Origin of the sequence: Spiroplasma sp. ChiS, from assembly GCF_002968355.1 — a bacterium.
Classification (GTDB): Bacteria; Bacillota_I; Bacilli_A; order Mycoplasmatales; family Mycoplasmataceae; genus Spiroplasma; species Spiroplasma citri.
Window position 1 is genome coordinate 1 of the sequence record NZ_PUUH01000044.1, and the last position, 2,446, is coordinate 2,446.

Genomic DNA, 2,446 nt, shown 5'->3' on the forward strand with positions numbered 1-2,446 from the left:
ATACTTTTGGTCAATACATGCATTTTAAACCAGCACAAAAGCAAAAATTTAAAATAAAGCATCGTATTGAAGCATTTACAATGTTAATAAATACTAATCAATTAAAATGATTATGAGAAAAATGTCCTGTAAGTAAAACCCAATATGAATTAATTCAATGAGAAGATAAACCAGATGCCAGAGAAGAACAAATGTTAGACTTATATGATGATACATTTGATAGTGATTTCTATGCCTTACAYTTTGAATTAATACCAATGGTTAAACATAATAGTTCAGCAGATTATAAATTATGACAACAAAGGGAGTGAATAAATTAATGAAAAAAGATATATATGTAATACATGATGAGCGTGTAATAAATGCAAAAAGACCTTATATGTCTGTTTGTGRAAAAGTTAAAAAAAGACTTTGTCAAGAATTAAAAAAAGATAATATCGCAATATGTAAATTAAATTTATATAACGAGTATATTAAAAAATATCAAAAAGTTAAAGTATGTGTAAAAGTTTTATCAAATGAACCTAGTTTATTAACAGTAAATATAATTAATTATGCACTTATTTTAAAATTAAAGGAGCAAAATAACAATGAATAATAATACATATCCATCTTTACCAAACTTAAATGATATTAATAGTGTTTTAAAATATTATAATTATGATTGAACAATTAATTTAGCAAATATTATTGCTCGTCATCAAATGCGATTAGTAAATGGTAAAGATATTTTATTTACATCACACGATAAAAAAATATTAGAAAAACTAAATTGATGATATGAAACTTATAAAATAAAAGAAAAATTAGACAAAAATGAATTAACAGCAAGTTTAATGGGTAAAACTATTTTTGGTTTATTAGAAACATCAGATGGTAATATTGATTTATGAATTAATYCATTTAACTTTACTTCAAGAGTAAGTAAAATAAATGAAATTGAACAAGGTGCTGATATTTGATTAAATTATCATYAATCAGATAGTGGTTTTATTTTAAATTTAATTTGTACCAAACATAAAATAGTTATTAAAGGTTGACCAAAAAATAATGAAGTAATTGTTGGACAAAGTAAAACACAAATTAAAGATGATGTTAAACCTATTTTAGTACAAGAATTTAAAAATAAATTAGGTGTTGTACCTTTTTGAGAAATGATTAATGAACCTAATCCATTATTTTTGTCTACATCAACTACATTAAACCCATGACCTACAATGGCAAATTGTTATAAATTACAATTTGATTTAGAAGATAGTTTTAATATTAAATCAAAAGAAAGATATGCAAACCGTACTCATTGATATGGAATACTAAGTGATGATTTAATGACTGCTTATAACAAAGGTAATAAAAAAGTACTACAAGATGTATTTGATGATATTTTTGTTCAATCAAGTTCATCAACAGTAGATGGTCAATTATCTCAATCTTTACAAGTAGTACAAGGTACACCAACATTAGAAACATATACACAAGACCAAAAATCAATTATTGAACAAGTATACTTAGCATGTCATTTTTCTAGTCCATTTGKTGATAAATCAGATAATGACCAAAATAAAACACAATCATTATTAACTAAAACAAAAGATTTAGAAAAACAAGCATATTTACAAGCATATCGTAAGCAATATTATACTAAAATGTTTGATACTGTTTTAAAATATTATGGTTTATGAAATGGTGTTGGTGAACGACCTTATGGTTTTGATTTTGTTAGTGCTAGTTTAGTAGACCAAATGCGACAAAATGAATTAATTACTGYTAGATTACAAAATGGAACAATGGAACCAATAAAAGCAATCACTCAATATGAAAATATTGATGAATTAGAAGCAACAAAATATTTAGAAAAAATAGAAGAATGACAAGATAAAATGCAAGCCAAAGAAATCGAACATAATAATAAATTACTAGAATATGATGAAACTGGTAATAATCAAAATGCTATCCAAGGTAGAACAGAAATAAAGGAGGATTAATAAATGAGTAGAATTAGCCCAGGTGCTATGAATGAATTAAGAGCACAAGCCCATGATACTTTAATGGATATAAGAGAAGACATCCGAAATAATCGACATTGAATGGTATTTCCTTTTAATGTTTATAGTTCATATATACCTGATACTGAAACYGGTTGAAAACCTAATAATGCTAAACCTAGTGATTATGGKAGTTATACMCGCATATTTGATAATATGGAAAGTACTATTGCTCAATGACAARGYAGTTTAAAAATAGTWCAAAAATATAAAGGTGAAGAAATTAATATCTTAACGATAGATGATTTTAAAAATCATGTAGTATACCACACACATTTTAAAGATTACAAGAAAATAATAAAAATAATAAAAATATTTATTTATAATAAAAAAATATCATAAAATAAATAAATAAAAAATATAAAATTAAACAAACTAAAAATTAGTTTAAATACAAAAAA

4 protein-coding genes are annotated in these 2,446 nt (G+C 24.1%); all 4 read left to right on the top strand.

Translation table 4 applies throughout. The annotated features are described in order from the left end of the window. On the top strand, nucleotides 1-320 hold a 320-nt coding region (locus C6B38_RS09640; RefSeq protein ID WP_162475807.1), incomplete at its 5' end, for a hypothetical protein. Continuing rightward, complete coding sequence (locus C6B38_RS02180) at nucleotides 320-598, top strand: hypothetical protein (RefSeq protein ID WP_105298478.1); 279 nt, start codon at nucleotides 320-322, stop codon at nucleotides 596-598. The genes C6B38_RS09640 and C6B38_RS02180, both read left to right, overlap by 1 nt. Then, nucleotides 591-1,985: a hypothetical protein gene (locus C6B38_RS02185; RefSeq protein ID WP_105298479.1), complete on the top strand. Its 1,395-nt coding sequence runs from the start codon at nucleotides 591-593 to the stop codon at nucleotides 1,983-1,985. The genes C6B38_RS02180 and C6B38_RS02185 overlap by 8 nt, the downstream gene beginning before the upstream one ends. Before the next feature lie 3 nt (nucleotides 1,986-1,988). Next, complete coding sequence (locus C6B38_RS02190) at nucleotides 1,989-2,387, top strand: hypothetical protein (protein ID WP_105298480.1); 399 nt, start codon at nucleotides 1,989-1,991, stop codon at nucleotides 2,385-2,387. Nucleotides 2,388-2,446 lie beyond the last annotated feature (59 nt).